Annotated in this window: 12 protein-coding genes; 7 read left to right on the forward strand and 5 right to left on the reverse strand. The window is 57.6% G+C overall.

Annotated features, from left to right (window positions below; genetic code table 11):
- Window positions 1–6 precede the first annotated feature (6 nt).
- Both smc and ACIQTS_RS09075 read left to right on the forward strand, forming a co-directional pair.
- On the forward strand, window positions 7–3,579 hold the full coding sequence (gene smc / locus ACIQTS_RS09070; protein ID WP_402472858.1) for a chromosome segregation protein SMC: 3,573 nt from the start codon (window positions 7–9) through the stop codon (window positions 3,577–3,579).
- Window positions 3,580–3,653: 74 nt separating this feature from the next.
- Entirely contained in the window at window positions 3,654–5,099 is a 1,446-nt protein-coding gene (locus ACIQTS_RS09075; RefSeq protein ID WP_402472861.1) for a glycosyltransferase family 2 protein, read from the forward strand.
- Window positions 5,100–5,235: 136 nt separating this feature from the next.
- Here the strand turns inward: ACIQTS_RS09075 and ACIQTS_RS09080 are convergent, their stop codons facing one another.
- Both ACIQTS_RS09080 and ACIQTS_RS09085 read right to left on the reverse strand, forming a co-directional pair.
- Entirely contained in the window at window positions 5,236–7,305 is a 2,070-nt protein-coding gene (locus ACIQTS_RS09080; protein WP_402472864.1) for a cell wall-binding repeat-containing protein, read from the reverse strand.
- Between the two features lie 285 nt (window positions 7,306–7,590).
- Window positions 7,591–8,826 carry an MFS transporter gene (locus ACIQTS_RS09085; protein WP_400288847.1) on the reverse strand — a complete coding sequence of 412 codons (1,236 nt, stop codon included), beginning with the start codon at window positions 8,824–8,826 and terminating at the stop codon, window positions 7,591–7,593.
- A gap of 176 nt (window positions 8,827–9,002) precedes the next feature.
- Here ACIQTS_RS09085 and ftsY point away from each other — a divergent pair, with 176 nt between their 5' ends.
- Window positions 9,003–10,184 (forward strand): signal recognition particle-docking protein FtsY, encoded by a 1,182-nt coding sequence (gene ftsY / locus ACIQTS_RS09090; protein ID WP_105657694.1) that lies wholly within the window; start codon window positions 9,003–9,005, stop codon window positions 10,182–10,184.
- Between the two features lie 439 nt (window positions 10,185–10,623).
- Window positions 10,624–12,756: an acyltransferase family protein gene (locus tag ACIQTS_RS09095; protein ID WP_402472869.1), complete on the forward strand. Its 2,133-nt coding sequence runs from the start codon at window positions 10,624–10,626 to the stop codon at window positions 12,754–12,756.
- A gap of 150 nt (window positions 12,757–12,906) precedes the next feature.
- On the opposite strand, the gene ACIQTS_RS09100 is transcribed toward ACIQTS_RS09095, so the two are convergent.
- The 3 genes from ACIQTS_RS09100 to ACIQTS_RS09110 form a co-directional block, all read right to left on the reverse strand.
- Window positions 12,907–13,791 (reverse strand): hypothetical protein, encoded by an 885-nt coding sequence (locus ACIQTS_RS09100; protein ID WP_402472872.1) that lies wholly within the window; start codon window positions 13,789–13,791, stop codon window positions 12,907–12,909.
- Window positions 13,792–14,353: 562 nt separating this feature from the next.
- A complete protein-coding gene (locus ACIQTS_RS09105; protein WP_402472875.1) occupies window positions 14,354–15,196 on the reverse strand; it encodes a DUF6270 domain-containing protein in 843 nt (280 codons plus the stop codon).
- A gap of 67 nt (window positions 15,197–15,263) precedes the next feature.
- A complete protein-coding gene (locus ACIQTS_RS09110) occupies window positions 15,264–15,923 on the reverse strand; it encodes a DNA-3-methyladenine glycosylase (RefSeq protein WP_402472877.1) in 660 nt (219 codons plus the stop codon).
- Between the two features lie 109 nt (window positions 15,924–16,032).
- Here ACIQTS_RS09110 and ACIQTS_RS09115 point away from each other — a divergent pair, with 109 nt between their 5' ends.
- The 3 genes from ACIQTS_RS09115 (at window position 16,033) to ACIQTS_RS09125 (ending at window position 20,510) form a co-directional block, all read left to right on the forward strand.
- Complete coding sequence (locus tag ACIQTS_RS09115) at window positions 16,033–16,692, forward strand: hypothetical protein (RefSeq protein ID WP_402472880.1); 660 nt, start codon at window positions 16,033–16,035, stop codon at window positions 16,690–16,692.
- Between the two features lie 260 nt (window positions 16,693–16,952).
- Complete coding sequence (locus ACIQTS_RS09120) at window positions 16,953–18,173, forward strand: ammonium transporter (RefSeq protein ID WP_105657853.1); 1,221 nt, start codon at window positions 16,953–16,955, stop codon at window positions 18,171–18,173.
- A gap of 234 nt (window positions 18,174–18,407) precedes the next feature.
- Entirely contained in the window at window positions 18,408–20,510 is a 2,103-nt protein-coding gene (locus tag ACIQTS_RS09125; protein WP_402472883.1) for a catalase, read from the forward strand.
- The last annotated feature ends 101 nt before the right edge of the window (window positions 20,511–20,611 follow it).

The following is a 20,611-nucleotide window of genomic DNA, read 5'->3' on the forward strand; positions in this document are numbered from 1 at the left end:
CACGCCGTGCATCTCAAGACTCTCACCGTTCGCGGATTCAAGTCTTTCGCATCGGCGACCACTTTTGAGTTTGAACCGGGTGTCACGGCTGTTGTAGGACCTAACGGTTCCGGCAAGTCCAATGTGGTTGACGCGCTGTCCTGGGTCATGGGTGAACAGGGTGCCAAGACGCTTCGCGGCGGCAAGATGGAAGACGTGATCTTTGCTGGCACTTCTGGCCGCCCACCACTGGGACGTGCCCATGTGTCCCTGACAATCGATAACTCTGATGGCCAGCTGCCTATCGACTATGCAGAAGTCACTATCTCCCGCACGCTGTTCCGTACTGGTGGATCCGAATACGCCATTAATGGAAGTTCGTGCCGTCTTCTGGACATTCAAGAGCTGCTTTCGGACTCCGGTCTGGGTCGAGAAATGCATGTGATTGTCGGACAGGGGCAGCTGGACCGCATCCTGCACGCTACCGCTGAAGATCGGCGTGGCTTCATCGAGGAAGCGGCCGGCGTGCTCAAGCACCGCCGGCGCAAGGAGAAAACCCTGCGCAAGCTGCAAGCGATGCAGGGAAATCTGGATCGTCTTGATGATTTGAGCGCCGAGGTTCGCCGCCAATTGGCCCCACTGGGCCGGCAAGCGAAAATCGCTCGCCGTGCGCAGACGGTGCAGCTTGATGTCAGGGATGCAAAGTCCCGTCTTCTGGCAGATGATTTGGTCACACTGAACAACAAGCTTGCCCAGGATATTGATGACGAATCCAAGATCCAAGCTCAGCAAGAAGACGCTGCGGCACGCCTGGAACGCATCAAGAAGCACATCGCTGAACTGACTGCCCAGATGGAAACCATTACCCCGCGCCTGGTTCAAATCCAGGAAACGTGGGTTTCGTTGAGCACGCAGGCAGAGCGTTACCGATCGCTTGCCGCGTTGGCTCGTGAACGCGGGAAATTGCTGGAAAGCAATGAAACCCATTTCGATTCCAGCCGTGATCCTGAGCGTTTGGAAGCTCAAGCTGAGCGAATGAGCGAAGAACTTGAGGAACTTGAAGAAGCTCTTGAAGACCGCCACGAGATTCTTGCTGAAGCTGTAGAGGCTAAAGAGCAGGCCGAGGAAGCATCACGCGCCGAACAGCAGCGGATGGCTGCCATGCTCCGCGCCGCGGCGGACCGTCGAGAAGGCATGTCACGGCTCGCCTCGCAGGTGGCTTCCGCACGCAGCCGTGTCGACGTGACCAGGGCCGAAATATCCCGACTCCAGGAAAGCGTCCAGTCCTTCGACTCGGACCTTGAACTGGATATGCGCTCTCACGCAGAAGTTGCCAGTGATCTTGAAAAACAATTGGCTGGCGAAGCCCAACTGAATATCGATTTTGAGAGTTCAGATCGGGAACACGCAGCATTGTCAGAAGAGCACAATGCCGATAGCCAGCGTGAACGCGAGCTATCGGTGCGTGTTTCCGGATTGCGTGCTCGCCTTGAAGCCCTGAAGCTGAACTCCAAACCAGATGATCAGTCGTCACAGCTTCTTGGATCAACATCCGGACTGCTCCTCGGTCGTTTGGGGGAGCTGATTACGGTTAATCCGGGATATGAACAGGCCATCGCCGCGATTTTGCGTGACAGTGCCGAAGCTTTGGTAGCCAAGAACCTTGGTGATGCGTTGGATCTCATCGAGGACCTCCAACAGCAGCAGGCCAGCCAGGTATTCCTGCACGCCGAAGTTCTGCCAAGTGGTGCAAAGGCTACTGCAATGCCTAATGCCGTCAGCGCTCGTGAAGTTGTAGCTGCCGATGGCCCGCTGGACAGCTTGCTTGATCAGCTTCTTGTTGGCCATTACATCATTGAGGAAATGAGCCAAGCACCTGTGGCCTTGGTGCAGAACCCATCTGCGCTGCTCACCACCTTGGATGGCATCACTGTTTCGGCAGTCCGCAGTTCCGTGGGGGACTCAGCAGGCGCTTCCCTGATCGCGCAGCAGGCCTTAGTGGAGCAGACGGAAACTGAACTCTCCCAGTGCCAGGAAGAACTTTCCACAGTCGAGCAAAGATTGGCTCAGCGGGGATCAGAGCTTTCCATCGCTCAGCAACAGCGAGATGAAGCCCTGTCGGCGCTGGCTGAATCTGACGCCACCATTGATGAATTGTCCTCGTATCTGGCACGTCTTGGACAGAAACTTCGCAGCGCGCGATCGGACAAAGCCAAGCTGGAAGAAAAGCTCGAAGCAAGGCTGGAGAAGCTGGAAATCGAGCAGGAATCTCTTGAAGAGATTACCGAGCGCATGGAGCTAGCTTCAACGGATCAAGATGAAGAAACCGTTGATGACGCGGCACGAGCAGCTCTTGCAGATGCTGCAGCCGCGGCACGACAGCAGGAGCTAGAAGCCCGGCTTGCCTTGCGCAGTAGTGAAGAGCGCGTTTCTGCGTTGCGTTCACGCGTTGAGGGACTGCGCCGCACTGCGGCAGCTGAGCGCAATCACCGTGAAGTTGCAGCTCGTCGCGCTGAGCAGCGCAAGGCGCAAGCGGCCAATGCGATCCGTATTGAGCAAGCTGCTGAGCGCGTCCTGCGTTTCATTGAAGTATCCGTATCGATGGCTGGCCAAGAACGCGAAGAGCTGGCCGGAAAGAAATCCGAACTGGAATCCATGCTTGTCAGCCAACGCAAGGAAGCGGAGCAGCTCTCCGCCGAGCTGGCCCGTCTTGCTGATGCTGTGCATCGTGACGAGATGGCCCGTGCGGAACTGCGGATGCGCATTGAAAATCTTGAGACCAAGGCCCTGGAAGAACTGGGATACACCCCTGATCACCTCATCGCCAATTACGGTCCAGACCAGCTGATTCCGGAGGCCCTCGACGAAGATGACAAGTGGGGCGCGCTGCGGCAAAACGTTGATGAAGAAGGCAATCCTGTCGGCACCCGGGCATATGATCGCGTCGAGCAGGAAAAGCGGCTGAAGAAGGCAGAACGCGACCTGGCGGCCTTGGGCAAGGTCAATCCGTTGGCACTTGAAGAGTTCGCTGCCTTGGAGGAACGCCATAAGTTCCTTTCCGGCCAGCTCGAGGATTTGAAAAAGTCCCGAGGGGATTTGCAGCAGATCATTGCCGACGTTGATTCCCACGTCGAGCGGGTGTTCACCGAGGCCTACAACGACACCGCCGTGCAGTTCAGGCGGATCTTCGATCGCCTCTTCCCAGGCGGCGAGGGCCAGCTGGTGCTCACCGATCCCGAGAATATGCTCACCACAGGCATCGAGGTGGAAGCGCGTCCGGCCGGCAAGAAGATCAAGCGGCTCTCGCTGCTCTCCGGTGGCGAGCGTTCGCTCACTGCTGTCGCGTTGCTGGTCGCCATTTTCAAGGCTCGCCCATCGCCGTTCTACGTGATGGACGAGGTGGAGGCTGCCTTGGACGATATGAATTTGGGGCGCCTGATCACGATCTTCGAAGAGTTGCGCGAGTCCTCGCAGCTGATTGTGATTACCCACCAGAAGAAGACCATGGAAGTAGCTGATGCCCTGTACGGCGTCACTATGCGCGGCGACGGGGTTTCTACGGTTATTAGCCAGAAAATGGAACGAGCTGTGACGACGTAGCTATTGCGGTAAAGTAGGGAATTGCAGGAGCGAGCTTGCTTGCTCTGTAATTCACTGTCTCTACTGAGGATGACATGATATTTTTCCGTAAACGTATCAATGATAACCCTGCTGTTACGAAGAGTCCTGTGCATCGGGAATCAAGGCAGGAGGATGTCCTCCCGAGCGGGTCGGTGCTCCAGGGACCTTCTCCATTGGTGAGTGTGGTTATTCCCGTTTACAACGCCATGCCATTCCTTACGGAACTGCTTAATTCTCTGGAAGCCCAGGACCTGAAGCCAGAAGAATTCGAAGTCATTGCCGTGGATGATGGCTCGACCGATTTTGGCGGAGAGATTTTGGATGTCTATGCGAAGCGAAATTCGAACTTCATCGCCCTGCATCAAGAGAACAGTGGTTGGCCGGGCAAGCCGCGCAATGTAGGCATTGAGAATGCGCGTGGAGAATATGTTTTCTTCATCGACAGTGATGACCGGCTCGGGCCTCAAGCGCTAAGGCGCATGACTTCATTTGCGCTGGAGCACGACGTGGATGTCCTCGTGCCGAAAATGGTCGGTTTGGACGGCCGGAGAGTTCAAGCGAAGCTGTTTGAAAAAACAATTCTCGATGTCGACTACGACTTTATTCTGCGGACCCTTTCGCCGCAAAAGATGATCAGGCGACGGCTTCTCAATTCGCATGGCATCCGCTTTGTCGAAGAAAAAGTCAGGCTTGAAGATGGCATCGCCATGGTCGAAGCATATTCCGCTGCTCGGCGAATCAGCATCCTGGGCGACTACAACTACTACGAGATCCGGCTAAGGTCGGACGGCCAGAATATTAGTACGCAGCAAATCGATCCTGCCGGTTATGTAGGTTCCTTGACCAAGATCGCGCAGACTATCGCGACGTACACGGGGCCGGATCTGGAAGTGGCAAGGAAGCGCATTGCCGGATTGTTCGTTCGCAAGGGTTTGCGTTTCTATGAAGGACAACGTTTCCTGAGTTATACCGCAGAACAGCGCGCAGCATGGGTGTCGAGCCACAAGAGTTTCTTGGAAACCTTCCAACTGGATAATTCTGCAGCGCTCTTCAAGCCGCAAGAGGCAAAGCTGGTCGACGCCATCCTCGCCGGCGACTTGGAATACCTGGAGCAGCTTGCCCAGAATAAAATGGATTCCGAGAAAGCGCCTGCAGTTGTTTCGGTCGAAAATACTGCTGAACGCATTTCTTTGGTTGTCGATTTTCCAGCCTCGGGACCGTCGCCAATCGGCATTCATATAAGGGATCGGGACACCGAAACCGTGGCAAGGGGAGAGCTTGCAGTTGACGAAAGCGGATCGCGGCTCACTGCATCTTTCCCGCGTGCCACCGTGCTTGAATCGATTTCTCGCTTGGGCAACATCTTCATCGAGTATCAGGGCGTTCCAGCAAAGCGGATCAAGATGGGGAAAAGCGCTGCGAGCCAGGAATTCTCGGGCTTGCTGGTCTACGCAACGGCCAATGGATATATGAGCATAGATGCTCGCCAAGCTAAGTAGCACGGAGCTATAGGGAGCCGGGCTGTCCGCCTTCCCCGGGACAGGCACCCTCCTGCAGAACACACAGAGGCTCGTAGTTGCCCCAAGCAGCAACTACGAGCCTCTGTGCAGCTAGGCGAACCCTAACTCGCAACGCCTACGAACACGTATTTAGGGAGCCGTCATTTCGGTAGGCCACAGTCTCGTCGAGAACCAGTGGACCGCCAATCAGCACATTAGTCCAACCTTCCATGCCGGTCAGCGCTGAACCTATGGACTTGGGCAGGCAGGATTTTTTAGCCAGCAGCATGGGCGCGCCATTGTAGCCTGCAGCAACGGCACCGCTCAGGCCGTCGGGGAAGCTCTTGCCGTTGGCAATGAACTGGCGCTGCGCACCATTTGGCCAGAAGGCCTTCGCGATGACAGCACTGGTGTCATAACGTGTTTCTCCGCCGTAACGAGCGATCCTGGCATTCGGAAGCGCTTTTCGGATCTCGTTTTCCGCATTTCTGGATATTGCCAGTGGCCCACCAGCCAAGTACACGGTGGAGGGATTCAGGCGCTTGAGCTGCTTCAAGATGGTGCTTGGCACGTACTTCTTGCTGCTCAGCAGCAATGGAGCCTTGCGGTCTGCCGCGACAGCTGCCATGGACAGGGCATCAGGGAACGAGCGTCCAGATGCCACAAACACGTTCTTGGCAGAAGACCAGTTCGTAGCAATCTCTGCGCTGGTTCCATAGCGCGTGTTTCCTGCTTCTCGGGATACCGGTGCATACTTCTTCAGCTGCGTGAACGTCTTGCTGCTGACTGCGGTTGGGCCACCTGCAATGATGATGCGGGACGGATTGAGCCGCTTGATTTCCGCAGCCACTGAGCTCGGCAGATAGGCCTGCTTGGTCAGCAACAGGGGTGCATTGTGGCCGTTGGCCAGCGAGGTAACTGATAGTGCGTCAGCGAAGTGCTCGCCGGAAGCCACGACAACAGTTTTGGCCCCGTAGGGGAAGGTGCGCTTGGAGATCGCAACAGGCGTTCCATAGCGGTTGGCGCCAGACATGCGCGATGGGCCCAAGCGGGTCGGCCAGACATCCATATTGCCAAAGTAGCTGGTAGTCAGCTTGTACTGCGTGCTGCGGCGGTTCTTCGCGAAGTCGCGCAGCGATGTCAGATCGCCGTTCCACACGTTGGCATCCACATTCTTCGTTGACCCCAACATATTGGAGTTGGAAGAATACTGCCAGACATTGAACGTGGTCCAGCCTTCGGGTAGTTCGCGAGGATTCTTCGCAACGTCAGCGGTGGGGAAGATCGAGACATGCAGTGGCCAGGACTTGAACGCTTCAGAATCACCCGTGCACTCATCCCACCACGACTGGGCCGTGTAGATCATCGGCAGGCGACCGGTCTTGGCCTTGACGGTATTGCCGAAGTCCTTGATCCAGGTAACCAATTGGGAAGGCGTCATGCCGTAGCACATATCGCCCTTGCCCTGCGGATAAGCGGTCTTGTTGTACGGGTTCCACTCGATATCCAGCAGTGGCGGCATGGTGTACCCGTCATTGGTCCAACCGCCGCCGTTGGCCATGAATTCCCTGGCCTGAACAGCACCGGAAGAATGGGCAGGCATGGCGAAATGGTACGCACCGCGAATCAGGCCGGCATTGCGCGACTTGGTGTAGTTCTGGCTGAACTTAGGGTCCTTGTACAAGGAAGAAGGCCACGACTGGGAGGCCTTGATGTAGGCGAAACGTGCCCCGTTTGCCTTGGCAGTGGACCAGTTCACGTCGCCCTGATGGCGGGAAACATCGATCCCAAGGGTGCCCGGTGGACGCCAGGTCCGCAACTCATCGAGGGAAGCTGGCGCGCCCACCTGGAACGGAACTGAAGCCGCAGAATCATTTGAAGACAGCTTCGCGAGATTCGCTAGTTCGTCCATGGTAGGGATCGTCGCGTCACCGGTTTCGGCAATTCGCTTGGCACCCTGGCCCAGCTGGGCATCGAGGTGCACGAGCTCCAATTCGGCCAGCGCCTTGTCGGCTAGCTGCACGCGTTCTTTCTTGGAAAGATCATCGTCTTTGGACAGTGCCTTGGAAATTTCTCCAGCTGCTGGAGTGGCAATAGCAGCCGGCGCACTGGGTGATGGCGCCTTGGTCTCAACTTCGCTGGTGCTGGTCCCGGTGGCCTTGGCCTCGGGAGACGGCGTAGACGATGGCTCCGGCGCATCAGCCACGGTAGCAGTGGGCGAGGGAGACTGAACAGTTTGAGCGGAGGGCTCTTCTGTTGGAGAGGCGAACCCCGGACCAGCAGAAAGCGGGATGGAAAGTGCGGCTATAACCGCAATTGATAGAGCTTTGGATCGTCGCGTCCGGATAGCCGGCATGGATTCCCCTGAATAATCGAGTGCAAGTGAAATGGCGAAAGCCATTGCTAGTATATCTACCCGATGTTTCCCGGCAAGATTCCGGGAATTAATATCGGCGCGAAAGTCAGGGGAAATCTAAAACTGCGGAATTGCTTAATCGGCCAATTCCACCGGTTTTATGGTCTTGGGAACCAACAGCCAGGCAATCACTCCGACCAGGCCCACGACAGCCGAAATATTAAAGGCTAATTGGAAGCTGATCATGTCGGCCATGGCCCCGGCCAGCAGCGGGCCGATGATGGAGCCTAGATCGGTGCACATCTGGAATCCGGCCAGTGCCTTGCCACCGTTGCGGCCGGAACCAATTACGTCAGCCACGGACGCTTGCTGAGCTGGGCCCAGCAGCCCGCCGCCAATGCCGGCCAGGACCGAGAAGACGATGAAGCCAACCAGGGACGTCGAATACCCCATCGCGCCAATGGACACGAGCAGGACACTCATGCCAAGGACCACAGGGATCTTGCGTCCGATGCTGTCTGTCAGGCGACCGGAGAACACCAGCGCGCAACCATTGCCGATGGCAAACACCGTCATGGAGATTCCGGCGGCCGTGGCACCCATGGTTTGGCCGAACACGGCCAAGGCGAAAAGCGGGATCATGCTGTTGCGCACGCCGAACGCCAGCCAGCCGTAGCTGAACCCGGAGAACAATGCCGCCCGGTAGGCGGGGGAGACCAGCGCCTCGCGGGTGGTCACCACTTCAATATCGGAATGCCTTGATCGCGGGTTTGCCGCATCTGCATCCAGATCGCGGCGACGGCCCAAGGCCATGTAGACCACGCCTGCGGCAATCACCAGGGCGGTGCCGTAAATCAAGAACGGAATACGCATGCCCAGCGGGGCAAGCAAGGTTCCAAGAACCGGACCGAAGACGTTGCCCAAGAGGAACGAGCCGGCGTACAAGCCCGAGATGCGTCCACGGGATTTCTCCGGAGCCAGCCGCGCAATTAATGCCATCGCTGAAATAGTAAACATGGTCGAACCGAACCCGCCCAGTCCACGAGCAATCAATAGCTGCGTATAGTCCTGGACCACAGCGCAAAGCAAAGTCGATACCGCAACCAGCAAAACACCGGTGACGTAGATCTTGGGCTCGCCGAGCTTGCCTACCAGGACACCTGCTACCGGTGCGAAAATCAATCGGGTAAAGGCGAAAATGCTGACGATAATCGTGGCGGCCGCATTGCCGACATCAAAGCTCACTGCATACTGGGGCAAGATGGGGGCGATGAGCCCGAAACCCAATGCGATGATGAATGCCGCAACCAGCAATACGCCGATTTCTTGGGGGATGGGCGCCTTGGCAGCACGGGTGGTTTTCAATGCCATATCAATTGAACAGATGGTTCTGCCGCTCAGCGAACAGTAACCCTCAGCCTTTCTGGAACGACGAACGGGGCTAAGCAACCCACCTGCCAGTCTAGCCTTGAATGCAAAATGTGCTGATGCTGGTGCCGCCTGCCATATGATCCCTAAATCGTTGGAGATATGAGACGATTTAGAGCGTGTCTGATTCGCTTATATTAACCATCATCATTGTCGCGGTTGTTGCCGTGGTGGCCATTGGCGTCATTGCCTTCGTCACCAAGGGCCGCAAGCCCAAGACTCCGTATACGTCAGAGCGCGATGCAGACGACTTGCCAGCTGGCCAGAGTGCTGAGGGCGATACTGATGCCGCAGCGGACACTGCCGGTGCAAGCGATGCGCCTGTCGCGGTCCAAGAGCCTGCCGCACCTGCTGCGCCACAGCTCGATGTTCCAGAACCAGTGCAGGGCCGTCTGGCCCGGCTGCGTGCGCGACTGACCAAATCCAACAGCATGTTCTCCAAGGGCCTGTTGGCTCTGCTCAGCCAAGACTCGATTGACGAGGATGTCTGGGAAGAGATTGAAGAAAACCTGCTGATGGCAGACCTGGGTACCGAGCCTGCGCTTGAGCTTGTTGACGCACTGCGTGAACGAGTGAAGATTGAAGGCAGCAAGGACCCGGCTCGCGTCAAGGCAATGCTCCGCGAGGAACTGCTCAAGCTGGTGGATCCTAGCCTGGACCGCAGCTACCTGCCTGAACCGCATCCGGACCGCCCAAGCATCATCATGGTGGTCGGGGTCAATGGTGTTGGCAAGACCACCACCATCGGCAAGCTGGCGCGAGTACTCGTTGCGGAAGACAAGGACGTCCTGCTGGGCGCCGCCGATACCTTCCGTGCGGCCGCCGCCGAGCAGCTGGCTACCTGGGGCGACCGCGTGGGCGTGCCTACCGTTCGTTCCGAGATCGACGGCGCCGACCCGGCATCCGTTGCCTTTGAAGCCGTTTCCGCGGGCATCGAGCAGGAAGTCGACATCGTCATGATCGACACCGCTGGCCGCCTGCAGAACAAGGTCGGCCTGATGGACGAGCTGGGCAAGATCAAGCGAGTGGTCGAGAAGAAGGCCACCATTGACGAAGTCCTGCTGGTCCTCGATGCGACCACCGGGCAGAATGGCCTGCAGCAGGCCAAGGTCTTCTCCGAGGTTGTCAATGTTTCGGGCATCGTGCTGACCAAGCTCGACGGCACTGCCAAGGGCGGTATCGTCGTGGCTATCCAGCGTCAGCTCGGTGTTCCGGTGAAGCTCGTGGGATTGGGCGAGGGCCCGGATGACCTCGCGCCATTCAACCCGGAAGATTTCGTGGACGCACTGCTCGAAGGCTAATCGATAATTCCATATTTTCCTGATCTCCCCGTCGCTTCCTGCGGCGGGGAGATCTTGTTTAAACGGGCGCTGCGCATCTGCAATTCCTGCACAGAGCGGTTTTGTTCCTGTTGGGCCATGGGCGCACACAGGGGTTGGAATCAAGGAAATCTTGCAGTGAGGTCGATCACACCGCCTGACTCCGGGTCCGGAGCTTTCATTGGAACCCCCGCGGAAAAGATCTAGTCAGTTAGTGAATGGAACTTTTCGGGCGCCTTCTGGCCGCAGGTCACCCAAGGAAGCAGTGACCAGCGCTACAGAAAACGTCCAGACTACTTGGGTAAAGATGTTTTCTGGGGAAGTGTGTCCCTTCAATCTGTACGCACTGCATGAGGGATACTCCGGTTGGTTCTGGGTGCCCCCGTGCGGTTAGACCAGCCGGTAAAGGATCCATCCAGAAGTGTCGTCGAACCAAGACCTGCCCATACCAGTCAAGCAGGACCCTAAGCCCAGGGCTTTCCGCATGGACATCCAGGGCCTGCGCGCCATCGCCGTAGGTGTTGTTGTGCTGTACCACTTCTGGGGGCACTATCTGCCCGGCGGCTTCGTCGGAGTCGACGTGTTCTTCGTGATCTCGGGATTCCTGATCACTTCGCATCTGCTCGCCAAGCCGCCGAAGAGCATTGGCGATGTCGTCAATTTCTGGATGAGGCGAGTCAAGCGGCTGATCCCTGCTTCCTTCTTGGTGATCCTGGCCAGCGTCTTGGGCATCTGGTTCTTCGCACCGTCCACGGTGTGGCAGGACTGGGGGTTGCAAGCGATGGCCGCGACGTTCTACTTCCAGAACTGGTACCTGGCACTGACCAAGGTCGATTACCTTGCCGAAGGCGAAGCTCCAAGCCCCTTCCAGCATTTCTGGTCCCTGTCTGCAGAAGAGCAGTTCTATTTCGTATGGCCAATTCTGATCGGCCTGCTGATCTTTGCTGCCATCAAGTCCGGAATCAAGCCGGCAACCGCCGCGTTGGCCGGGATCAGCGCCGTCTTCTTGATTTCCTTCGGATACTCGCTATACGCGACCGCGACTGAACCGGGCAGCGCATACTTCTCGACCTTTACCCGAGTCTGGGAATTCTCGGCAGGCGCCCTGGTGGCGGCCTTGGGAACGCGTGCGCATGCGGCCAAGAAGGATGCGATGAGCTTGATCGGGTCGTGGGGCGGAGTCCTTGCCATCGCATTCAGCGCGGTGGCCTTTACCGGGCAGATGCCATTCCCCGGATACATTGCAGCGATTCCAGTATTCGGCACCGCACTGATCCTGCTCTGCCATTCCACGCACAAGTATTCGCCGAACATGTTCTTGAGCAGCAAGCCGTTCCAGTTCTTCGGTGACAATTCCTATGCCATCTACCTCTGGCATTGGCCGCTATTGATCCTGATGCCGTTCATGGTGGATGACTTCAAATGGCCCCAGAAGATCATCGCCTTGGCCTTGACGTTGGTTTTGGCTGTTTTGACGCAGAAGCTTGTCGAGGTTCGATTCCGTAAGTTCATTGACGCCTCGGTATTGCTCACGGCGCCACGCTTCCTTGCCACGGGCAGCCTCGTCTTGGCTTTGGTTGCCGGAGCTTTCTACCTCAACACCGAACGCATTATCAATGACGCCCAAGACGTCGACAAGGCCTTGGCCCAGGTCGAAAAGGAGCTGGGCGAAGACTGCTTCGGTGCCGCGTCGCTCAGTGAATCATGCGGTGAAGCAGTGAATATCGAGACGGCCTACCAGCCGGTGGCTCCCGCCCCGGTAGTTGCGAAGACCGACAAGCCGGTTGTCTACAAGGATGATTGCTTCGCCACCCAGGACGCCAACTACACGGACCGCCCGGTATGCAAATACGGTGATGGCAAGATCAAGGTAGCACTGGTTGGAAACTCGCATGCAGGCCAGTGGATTCCTGCTTTGGAACCGATGGCGAAGAAGAATGGCTGGAGTATTGATACCTATTTGGCCAGCCGTTGCGCCGTCATGGGCGAACCCCAGGTCTTTGACTCCGAGGCACGGGAAAAGGGCTGCGCTGATTATGGCAGCTGGGTGACCAAGCAGATCGAAAAGGAAGACTATGATCTGGTGATCAGCTCCAACCGCCAGTCCCTTCCGGTTTCCGGATACGAAATGGAAAACACCGCTGAGCCTGCCCAGCAGGCCTACGAAAAGATTCTCCAGGACTGGGCCGGCACCGGCGCCGCTGTAGCGGTCATCCGGGATACGTCCTTCCCGGGGGAGACCGTGGAGAATGTGCCTGACTGCGTGGCCTCCAGCGATGGCGAATTCAGCGAATGCAGTGGCGAGGCGAAGCAATGGATCCCGATGGATCCGCAGGTAGATGCGGTGAAGGCCCTGGACAAGCCGAATATTATTGATGTGGACATGAATGACCAACTGTGCGAGGACGGACGCTGCTTTGCGGTAGTCGGTGGCATCGTGGCCTATTGGGACCACTCGCACCTGACCGAAACCTTCGCACAGTCGTTAACTGAAACGCTTGAAGGGCGGTTGAAGAAGTCTTTGGATTCTCAAGAACTATTCCGCACGTACTGAGGAGCGTACCTATTGTCCATCGCATCCTCCTGTTCGGAAGTCTGCGATGGACAATAATGCGCACCACGATTTGAGAATTCGGAACCTTGAAGAAGATCCGATAAATCATCAATCGTGGGCCTAAAGGTAACGAAAATTTCGTCGTCTGCGTTACGACCAGATGTGTTGTTTTGCGAGGAGTAGATGATCTTCGAATTCATCTGGCCGGGGTGGGCCATGTCCTTTTACAGAATCGACGATAACTGACTTGTACGATCCAACTTTTCGGATGCCTTGGAGTTCAAGATGTTCCATGGTGGCTTTGAACGGTTCAAAGTGTTCACGGAGATGGAAGGGATCGTTCATATTCTGAAAGTGATAAATTCTATTATCTGTCTCAGTTTCTCCGTAGATGACCGACAAATCTTCGCGTCCCGAAAACGTGTGCTGAAAATTAGACATGGTAATTTTCGGAGGGTCGAATGGTCCATCCAGTAGTTGGCGAACTAGGCGGCCATGATATTTCGATACGCGCGTTTGCGGAGAAAAGGCGAAGACGCCGGAACCAGGCATCGCAGCCGAGAGTCGAAGGGCTGTGAATCCACCTGCTGATCCACCGATGAATAGGACCTTTTTAGCACCAACCTGAGATTTCACTTTTCTGATCACGTTGAGAATGTGCTTCGTTGGATCCACCTGGCTATTTCCGAGATACCATCCAATTCCTACACTATCGGAATGTGGAAGAATAGGGTCTGCGAATGCAATATAGGCATCCTCTGACTGCAATGAGGTTCGAACGCGGTCAAAACGGGGTAGGCGATCTTTTTCACGGTTTACGGCTCCATGAAGTACGACACGCAAGGTGTCCGACTTGCGTAACCCGACGTACCAATCAAGCATCCCTAACTCGGGGACCATGAATTGGTGCCTGCCATTTCTCTGGATGCCTGAAAACCTTAGAAACGTAGAGGAACGCTGTCGGTAGATTGGAACTCGGTAGAAAGGATCAACGCCCACTTTCTTAGGCCATTCAGGTACTTCAGTGACAGTCATATTATCTTCCTGTTCAACCTGTAGATATGTGAAACAAACTAGTGCAAATCTAACATGTTTATAGTTGGAACCAAATTATCGTTTGTGCGCGTTGTGAGTAGCAAATATTGAGGATTAACAAATTGGCAACCCAATGCTCTCTGGTTATTTGGCAGAATGCGCTGTTACTCCAAATCTGGCTGGTAATCGTTTCGGCTTGGAGGCCACCAAGTCGCAATTCTTCAGCTCGGCATTAAGTTGTCTAAGAATAGTCTCTTGCAAGCTGGCTGGTATGTTCTCCGTTTGCGCGGGATAGCATGAACGCAAAATGGAAAGGTCTGCATTTCCGGTAATGACTTTTGGATATCTTCACTGTAGCAAGCGAATATAGACGGTCATTGACAATGATAAGTAGGTCAACCCGTTGCCCGACCTTATTTAAGTACTACAGTTTAACTGTGAAGTATCATGCTATCTCGACTTCTGTCGCAACCGAATAATGATCGGAGCTAATCCGACAAGTTTGACGGGAGCAAAATAGGGGAATCTAAGTCGTCAGCTTAGATAGTGTAATACCGAAGAATTATCGGATAGTTGAAATGGCCTCGAGTTGAGCCTTGTAAGTTTCCGGAGCATAGTGGAAATATGCTGGTCCCCATTTGTGATTTGGGTCCGCAATCGCGAGTTCCTGATTAATCCTAGCGACCTTAATGCCTGCGTCTTCTGCTAATCTCCAGTATTTCTCCACATTCGAGTTGAACCAATCTGGGGACAGCGATGATCGCGACTGGAACAATTTACCCGAGGTGTCGCGTGTGGCCCAAGGTGTTGCGTTGATGACTATCTTTTCCAGTAGACCATTCCGTTCCAGAGATTTAACCAATTTTCCGAGAGCCCAGGCCCAAAGACGTAAGTGATGCGTTGTTCCGAATTCGTAGGTACCCCCAGACGGTCGGGCTCCAGGGGCCTTGGATACCCCGTTTCGGGTTACGAATCCACCTGAACGGACTTTAGCGACGCCGACTCGTTCGATCATCAGATCCCAGACAAACAGATCGGTGTTCTTAGCATTTCTACTAATCAATGCCGGCAAATTGCCGACTATGTCTCCAGCGATCATTCGCTTTTGAAACGGCCCGGCATCGTTCGGTATCGCAAATTCCTGTGGATCAGCAGGCTGGAAGGCGCTGATTAGAGATTGGCGAGCCACATAGGTGAGCAGCTCAAAATCGTAATCATGGTAAAACTCGACCGCGTCTCGGCTCGTGCATCCACCATAAATAAACACTCGCGTCATAAAAGAAAACTTTATCGGACAATTCAGCTCAACTGAACATCGGATGAAGTTTTCGAGACGAATCGATGTATCCGCTCTGTTTTCGACATCGGCCTGAAAAGAAACACCGTTGGTGACAAGAACAAGCATATATTTTTGGGACCAATCGCAAGTTATGAAAGGCTGATGTTTCGTAATTCACAAGAGCTCATAAGCACTACACCGAAGCAGGACCAGGAGCATCGCGGCCCGGGCGAAATGCGGAAACGCTTGGCTCATCGGGCAGCCAGAATCGCCAGGGGAACTGCGGACCGCCGGCTATCCCCGCGACGCCAACGCGGGGTCCAGTGCGCAAAGCTTCCGGGAGACCAGGGGCAGCATGGAGGGTAAAGGGGGCAGCGAACAGATCCAGCCCGTCATGTTCCAGTCTTGTGAGGCCCAATGCGGTGGCCAAGTTCCCCGGTCCACGGGCCAGCTGGATTTCCGGGATGGGGTTGCGGGCGTAGCGGACGGGCCGCTTCTCCAGTCTTCGTGCGTGGGCCAGATCGGTGCCGGAAATAATTTCGCCAGAACGTATCAGCACCCCGGACGCAGCTCCTGGCGGTGAGCAAACGAAATTCAGGGCGTAGTGCATTCCATAGGTGAAGTACACGTACGCGTGCCCGGGTTCCAGGAACATGGACGCGTTGCGTTCGGTTTTCCTGTCCTTCGAGTGGCTGCCCGGGTCATAGGGACCTGCGGTTCCCAGGCCCAGGTACGCTTCGGTTTCGGTGATGCGCACGCTGACCGGTCCGTGACTGGAATCCACGGTGAGCACTGCACCGAGCAACCGGGGCGCAACGTCCAAGGCATCGGGCAAGAAGAAAGATCGGTCCATGCTTCCAGTGTGCCTGCTCCAGCTAAATTGTCCCCGGCCCCTGTAAGGATCATGGGTACTTGAAACTTGGGGGTTCAAGCAACTCGCACTCGTGAAATGGGGAATGAGCATGAAAAGGTTCTTAGTAACTGCAACCGCACTGGCCGGAATGCTAACGCTGGCTGCCTGCGGGGTATCGGCAGAAGAGTTCGAGGCTGCGCAAGCCTCGAGCGCAGCCATAGCTGCTGAAAAGGACGCACTGCAAGCCCAGCTGGCTGAAACCGAAACGCAATTGGCCGTGGCCGAGCAAGAAGCAGCAGAGCTTCGCGCAGCCGAGGAAGAACGCGCAGCAGCCGCAGAAGCCCAGAAGGCACGCAAGGCGAAGGAAAAGGAAGACAGGGAAGTTGAGGCCGCGGCGGAAAAAGCCAAGGCCAACAAGGCCAAGAAGGTCACCAAGCGGGCTCTGGCGCAAATCGTGAAGCAACCGGACTCGCACATTGATGAGAATGTGATTCTCTACGGTTTGGTCACCCAGTTCGACTCCGCGACCGGTCCCTGCACCTTCCGGGCCGAGCTGAGCCACGCGCAGGTGGGCAAATACGACTACGAGCACAATTCGATGTTCACTGCCGGTGACGGCCTGGAGGACTGCGAGGCGCTGGATGACATCGTGGCAGAGGACATTGTCCAAATCACCGCTACGGTGACCGGATCCCTGAGCTACGACACGACCATCGGCGGATCCACTACGGTGCCGAAGTTCCAGGTCGTGAAGATCAAGCGGCTATAGCCGCTGCCGGCGTCCACCTTGCCAGCCCGGCATCAGCAGAAAGCACTTTCTGCTGATGCCGGGCTGTTCTTTTGATCGTCGGCCAGCAGTACCGTGAACTGTTCGAAACGGCGGCGAAACATTGCCGAGAAGCAAACGTTACCCCCGGCAGGAACTTGATACACAGCGGAAACGAAGCAGCGAGTGTTCGGAAACATCGGACGCGTTAGATAGTCATAACACCACCGATACACCGAATACCTTGAGGGGAAGTGATCCAGATGGAGTTGGATGTAGCCAGCTTATGGATCCTGATAGCTGCCGCACTCGTATTGCTGATGACACCGGCACTGGGACTTTTCTACGGCGGCATGACTCGCGCCACCGGCGTGGTGAACATGATGCTGATGAGTTTCTCCGCCGCGGCGATCACCGCCGTTGTTTGGGTGCTCTGGGGCTACTCGTTCTCCGCCGGGGAACCAGCCATCGCCGGAATCGTCGGCAATCCAATCAGCGACTTCGCCATGCACAATACCGAGCAGTCCGAATTGCTCGCCGCCGGATTCGCCGGTACCTTCGCCATGATCTCGGTAGCCATCATCTCCGGAGCCATCGCCGACCGTGCCCGCTTTGCGCCATGGCTGTTCTTCGTCCCGCTGTGGGTCACCCTGGTGTACGCACCGGTGGCCTTCTGGGTCTGGGGTGGAGGCTTGCTCTCCGCAGACGGATTCCTGGGCAGCATCTTCGGCGAAGCCATTGACTTCGCCGGCGGCGCAGTGGTCCACACCAACGCAGGTATCGCAGCCCTGGTCCTGGCCCTGAAGCTGGGCCAGCGCCACAACTTCCACGACCGTCCGCAGCCGCACAACACCCCGCTGGTCATGCTCGGTGCCGGCCTGCTGTGGTTCGGCTGGTTCGGTTTCAACGCCGGTGCGGCGACCACCGTCGAGCAGGCTGGACTCATCTGGGTCAACACCCTGGCAGCTCCGGGTGCGGCCGTCCTTGGGTGGATCCTGGTTGAGAAGCTTCGCGGTTCCCGCCCCAGCTCGCTGGGTGTCGCCTCCGGCCTGGTGGCCGGCCTGGTCGCCATCACTCCTTCTTGCGCAGATGTGGCCCCGTGGGCCGCGATGCTGCTGGGCGTCCTGGCTGGCGCCGGTGCAGCCTGGGCAGTGAACCTGAAATGGAAGCTGGGCTACGACGACTCGCTGGATGTTGTCGGCGTGCACCTGGTCGCCGGCTTGATCGGAACCCTGTTCCTGGGCTTCTTCGCCCTGCCAACCGAGGAAAGCGCTGGCGGACTGTTCTACGGCGGCGGCGTCGCCCAGCTGATCGCCCAGGCAGCCACCCTGATTGTGGTCATGGTCTTCTCCGCGGTGATGACCTGGGTCATCGCCACGGTCATTGGAAAGTTCAGCCCATGGCGTGTCGCGGCAGATATCGAAATTGCCGGGATCGACGAGGCGGAGCACAACGAAAATGGATACCAGCTGGTTTCCAAGTAAGGAGCGGAATCTGGAAAATAACGCAACACAAGCACGAGGGGCAGGGCGTTTCTGAAACGTCCTACCAGGACCGCCGGTGGGCCATGCAGCCACCGGCGGTCCTGGCGTGTTCACGCCCGGTGCCGGGCACATGTGTAAATCATGGGAATCGCCTAGTGCGCTGGCATCAGCGGTGCACCGGCCCCTAGCGTGGCATTCACCAGCCGATTATTCCCAAGCAGCTAGGAGAGTGCCATGGCCAGCGAACCACAACAGCAAGCAAGCCCGGGAGGGGAACCGGTGTTGTCCGGCCCCGGCCAGGACAGCGAATTCCTGACCACCAACCAGGGAGCTCCCGTCAGCGATACCGACCATTCGCTGAAAGCCGGAGAGCGCGGGCCCACGTTGCTGCAGGATCACCACCTGCGCGAGAAGATCATGCATTTCGACCACGAGCGGATTCCGGAGCGCGTGGTCCATGCCCGCGGGGCTGGCGCCCATGGCTCCTTCATCAGCTACGGCAACGCCTCCGAGCTGTGCCGAGCCGATTTCCTCAAGCCCGGAAAGCAGACCCGGGTCTTCGTGCGGTTCTCCACCGTGGTCGGTTCCCGCGGCTCGATGGACACGGCCCGCGATACCCGCGGCTTTGCCACGAAGTTCTATACCGAAGAGGGCATTTTCGACCTGGTGGGCAACAACATCCCGGTGTTCTTCATCCAGGATGGCATCAAGTTCCCGGATCTGGTCCATGCCGCGAAGCCGCACCCGGATACCGAGATCCCGCAGGCGCAATCGGCCCACGATACCTTCTGGGATTTCGTCTCCCTGCATACCCCTGCTCAGGCCCACGTGATGTGGCAGATGAGCGACCGTGCGATACCCCGCTCGCTGCGCATGATGGAAGGCTTCGGCGTGCACACCTTCCGCATGGTCAACGAGGCGGGCAAAGCGTCACTGGTGAAGTTCCATTGGAAGCCCAAGCTCGGCGTGCACTCGCTGGCCTGGGAAGAGTCCCAGCTGGCCGCCGGCGCGGATCCGGACTTCCACCGCCGCGATCTGGCCGAAGCCATTGATGCCGGAGCCTACCCCGAATGGGAACTGGGCGTGCAGATTTTCCCCGACGACGGTTCGGGGGTCTTCGAGGGCATCGACCTGCTGGATCCGACGAAATTCGTGCCCGAAGAACTGGCCCCGGTCCAGCCGCTGGGCAAGATGGTGCTGGACCGCAACCCGGAGAACTACTTCGCGCAGACCGAGCAGGTCGCCTTCCACCCCGGGCATCTGGTTCCGGGCATCGATATCAGCGACGACCCGCTGCTGCAGGCGCGGCTCTTCTCCTACCTGGACACCCAGCTGACCCGCTTGGGTGGACCGAACTTCGCGCAGATCCCGATCAACTCGCCGGACTCGCCGGTCAACGACATGTTCCGCGACGGCTTCCACCAGCACCGGGTGCCCAAGGGCATCGCGCCGTACAAGCCGAACTCGCTGGATGGCGGCTGCCCGTACATGTCGCAGGTTCTCTCTGGCCAGCAGCCTCCGCTGGACTTCCCGCAGCCTGTGGCCTCCGGGAAGAAGGTGCGTTCCGAGCCGGCCAGCTTCTCGGACCACTACAGCCAGGCGCGCCTGTTCTACATCAGCCTCTCGGCCGTGGAGCGCGCCCATGTGCAGCAGGCCTACTCCTTTGAGCTGGGCAAGTGCACCGATACGGCGATCCGCCAGCGGCAGGTGGAATGCCTGGCGAAGATCGATACCCAGCTGGCCGCCGGGGTCGCCCAGGCACTGGGCCTGCCGGCACCGGCCGCAGTGCAGCTGGATGACCCGGTGGCCAGTCCCGCGCTGTCGCAGATCGGAAAAGCCTGGCCGGTGGACGGGCGCAAGGTCGGGGTGGTGTTCAACAGCGGAAACCACCAGCACGTGCCGGCAATAGCCCAGGCGCTGGCCGAACGGGGCATGTCCCCGCTGCTCGTTTCGGCCTCCGGCGGCGAGGTGGCCCCGGACCTGCCCATCGACCGCACCTACCTGACGGCGCGCTCCATCGAATTCGATGCGCTGGTGCTCATCGGCCCGCTGCCGCCGGCCCCGGACGCCGCGGTTGCGCTGGATGCCAAGGCCGGAGCCATGGGGGCAGGCGGGGTTCCCATCGACCCGCGCGTGGCGTTGCTGGTCGCGGAGGCCTACCGGCACAACAAGGCCATCATCACCCTGGACGGGCTCTCCGATGGCCTGCTGCAAGCGGTGGGCCTGGAGGATGATGCGCCGGGCATCGCGCTGGTGGAACTTTCAGCGGTGGCCGAAAGCGCGGAGCAGTTGCTGTCCACCCACCGCGCGTGGGAGCGTTTCCCGGTCGCTGAGTAGCAGCGCGGCCCAGCTGGCCTAGCGGACGGCGCGGCAGGTGCATGATTCGATTTGCCTGCCGCGCCGGCCTGGCCCAGCAGCAGGGCCGGCGGCAATCAACT

It is taken from the genome of Glutamicibacter sp. NPDC090743 (genome assembly GCF_044769125.1).
Lineage (GTDB): Bacteria > Actinomycetota > Actinomycetes > Actinomycetales > Micrococcaceae > Glutamicibacter.